Source organism: Mesorhizobium carmichaelinearum, from assembly GCF_900199455.1.
Taxonomy (GTDB): domain Bacteria; phylum Pseudomonadota; class Alphaproteobacteria; order Rhizobiales; family Rhizobiaceae; genus Mesorhizobium; species Mesorhizobium carmichaelinearum.
The window spans coordinates 1-3243 of record NZ_FZQR01000094.1; the positions used below are offsets into that span (position 1 = coordinate 1).

Genomic DNA, 3243 nt, shown 5'->3' on the forward strand with positions numbered 1-3243 from the left:
CTCAGCTTCCATGCTCATCCGCTCGGCATCATCGACACCAGGCGCATGAAGCTTGTCCGTCGCAGCGCCGCGCCAACCAAACCGCTTGGCGCTGCGACGGACGCATAGGGGGAGAACTGTTACCCATATATCCGGTTCAAAGTGTTACCCATCTATCGGCTGGACAGTCGTCGCCGCTTTCGCCAATCGCCGGCGGCACTGGTTAGCCCCTTTCGCCCCGTTTACGGGGAGAAATGCCCGGCAGGGCAATGAGGGGCGGCGCTGACCTTTGTGGTTAGAGAATCTATCCCCCCAGCGCCTGCTCCAGATCCGCAATCAGATCATCGCCATCCTCGATCCCCGCCGACAGCCGCACCAGCGAATCCGAAATCCCGATCTCCATCCGCTTCTCCGCCGGGATCGACCCATGCGTCATCAGCGCCGGATGTTCGATCAGGCTCTCCACGCCGCCGAGGCTTTCGGCCAGCGTGAACAATTGCGTGCGTTCGAGGAAGCGTTTTGTGCCGGCGAGGTCGCGGTCGAGCACGGCTGATATCATGCCGCCGAAGGCATACATCTGCTGGACGGCGATGGCGTGCTGCGGGTGGCTGGCGAGGCCGGGATAGATCACGCGGCGCACATCTTTTCGCGCTTCCAGCCACTGCGCGATCTTCAGCCCGTTGTCGGAATGCCGCTCCATCCGGAGCGCCAAGGTCTTCAACCCGCGCAGGGCGAGGAAACTGTCGAACGGGCCCGATATGGCGCCGATGGCGTTCTGCAGGAATTTCAGCTGGGCGGCGAGCTCCTTGTTGTCGCCGACCACGGCGACGCCGCCGACCATGTCGGAATGGCCGTTGAGATATTTGGTCGTCGAATGCACGACGATATCGATGCCGAGTTCCAGCGGCCGCTGGATATAGGGGCTGCAGAACGTGTTGTCGGCGACCGTGAGCACTCCCTTGCGCTTGGCCAGCGCGGCGACGCCTTCGAGGTCGACGATCCGCAGCAGCGGGTTGGTCGGGGTCTCGACCCAGAGCAGCTTTGTCTCAGGCCGGATCGCCGCCTCGACTGCCGCAAGGTCGGTGAAATCGACGAAGCTCACTTGCAGATTGGCCGAGCGCTTGCGCACCCGCTCCATCAGCCGGAAGGAGCCGCCATAGATGTCGTCGGTGGCGACGATATGGGCACCGCTGTCGAGCAGTTCCAGAACTGTCGAGATCGCCGCCAGGCCGGAGGCGAAGGCGAAGGCGGCCGTGCCGCTTTCGAGATCGGCCACGGCGCGCTCGAAGGCAAAGCGCGTCGGGTTCTGGCTGCGGGCGTACTCAAACCCCTTGTGCACGCCGGGCGACTGCTGGCCGTAGGTCGAGGTGGCATAGATCGGCACCATCACCGCACCGGTCAGCGGATCGTGGCTCTGGCCGCCATGGATGGTGCGCGTCGAGAAGGCCAGGCGGTTTTTGCCGGCCGGCGGGGTGTGTTTGGTCATCGTGCGCGCCTCAGATGGTTGATCAGGTCGATGCGGGTGATCAGGCCGACGAACTCGTCGCCGTCGAAGATGATGGCGACCTCGTTGCGATCGAACACCGGCAAAAGCGCATCCAGCGTCTGGCTGGCCTGCAGCGTGTGCAGATTGGAGGTCATCGCCGTGCGCACCGGGCCATTAAAACGCTCCCAGCGGCCGTCATAGGGACCATCGACCTTGGCCAATATGTCGCTTTCATCGACGATGCCGACCAGTTTGCCCTCATCGAGCACCGGCAGCTGCGAGACATCGGAGCGGCGCATGCGGCCATAGGCATTGAGCAGGCTTTCGTCCGGGCCGACATAGACGGTGCCGCCGGTGCGGTGCGAGCGCATGACGAGGTCGCGCAGATCGCCATGCTGTTCGTGCTCGGCCAGCCCCTGCTCGGCCAGCCAGAAATCGTCGAACACCTTCGACAGGTATTTGTTGCCGCTGTCGCAGACGAAGGTGACGACGCGCTTGGGCACCGTCTGCTCGCGGCAATAGCGCAAGGCGGCCGACAACAGCGTGCCCGAGGACGAGCCGGCCAGGATGCCTTCGCGCGACAGCAGATCGCGCACCGCCAGCATGCTTTGCTTGTCTGATATGGAATAGGCCTTCTTGACCAGCGACAGATCGGCATTGGGCGGCACGAAATCCTCGCCGATGCCTTCCACCGTCCAGCTGCCGGCCTCTTCCATCTTGCCGGTCTTGATCAAGGGCGCCAGCACCGAGCCGACCGGATCGGCCAGCACCATTTCGGTCTTGGGCGACACTTTCGAAAAATAGCGGCCAAGCCCGGTCAGCGTGCCGCCGGAGCCGACGCCGACCACCACCGCGTCGACATTGCCATCAAGCTGCGAAAAGATTTCCGGGCCGGTCGTCGTCTCATGCGCCAGCGGGTTGGCCGGGTTGGCGAACTGATTGGCATAGAAGGCGCCGGGCACTTCAGCCGCGATCTTCTCGGCCATGTCCTGGTAATATTCGGGATGCCCCTTGCCGACGTCGGAGCGCGTCATGCGCACCTCGGCGCCCAGCGCCCGCAGATGCTGGATCTTCTCGCGCGACATCTTGTCGGGCACGACCAGCACGATGCGATAGCCCTTGGGGATGCCGACCTGGGCGAGGCCGAGCCCGGTATTGCCGGCGGTTGCCTCGACGATGGTGCCGCCGCGCTTGAGCTTGCCCTCTTTCTCGGCCGCGGCGATCATCGACAGCGCGATGCGGTCCTTGATCGAGCCGCCCGGGTTCTGGCTCTCGAGCTTGATGAACAGCCGGCATTTGCCGGTGTCGAACTTGGTCAGTTCGACGACCGGCGTCTGGCCGATCAGGTCGAGAACCGAGGCATAAGGCGGGCGCAGGCGGGACGTTGCGCTTTCCGAGGGGCCGCTGTCAGGCGCGGCGACCTTCTGCTCGCTCATTCAGATGCTCCATGATCAAGCGACCGCCTCGGGGGCAGAGCGGCAGCGTAGCCTCTTTTCCAGCCGTTTGTCGCGGGAAAGAAGATAGAACGTGCCAATCAGCCGCCCAGACGGGGAATGAAATTCCAACAGGCGCTTAATCTCCCCCCTCGAGGGGGAGATGGCCGGCAGGTGTCCGAACCGGATAGATAGGTAACAGAATGGACCGATAGCATGGGTGACAGTTTTCTTGTCCGCCGGAGGACCGGCGATGGTTTGGCGAGAGACTGGCATCATGGACGAGCGGCTACGGTTTGTTGTGGATTGCCTTGCGGGTGAGGAGACGATGAGTGCGCTTTGTGC

2 protein-coding genes are annotated in these 3243 nt (G+C 63.5%); both read right to left on the reverse strand.

Annotation, left to right across the window (positions count from 1 at the left end):
• Positions 1 to 283: 283 nt before the first annotated feature.
• Positions 284 to 1465 carry a trans-sulfuration enzyme family protein gene (locus CKW40_RS42010; RefSeq protein ID WP_095205351.1) on the reverse strand — a complete coding sequence of 394 codons (1182 nt, stop codon included), beginning with the start codon at positions 1463 to 1465 and terminating at the stop codon, positions 284 to 286.
• Positions 1462 to 2901 carry a pyridoxal-phosphate dependent enzyme gene (locus CKW40_RS42015; RefSeq protein WP_095205352.1) on the reverse strand — a complete coding sequence of 480 codons (1440 nt, stop codon included), beginning with the start codon at positions 2899 to 2901 and terminating at the stop codon, positions 1462 to 1464. Before CKW40_RS42015 ends, CKW40_RS42010 begins: the two co-directional genes overlap by 4 nt.
• Positions 2902 to 3243: the final 342 nt, after the last annotated feature.

Coding starts and splice junctions, on each gene's coding strand:
- CKW40_RS42010 (WP_095205351.1), bottom strand. CDS start 1,465: ATGACCAAACACACCCCGCCGGCCGGCAAAAACCGCCTGGCCTTCTCG.
- CKW40_RS42015 (WP_095205352.1), bottom strand. CDS start 2,901: ATGAGCGAGCAGAAGGTCGCCGCGCCTGACAGCGGCCCCTCGGAAAGC.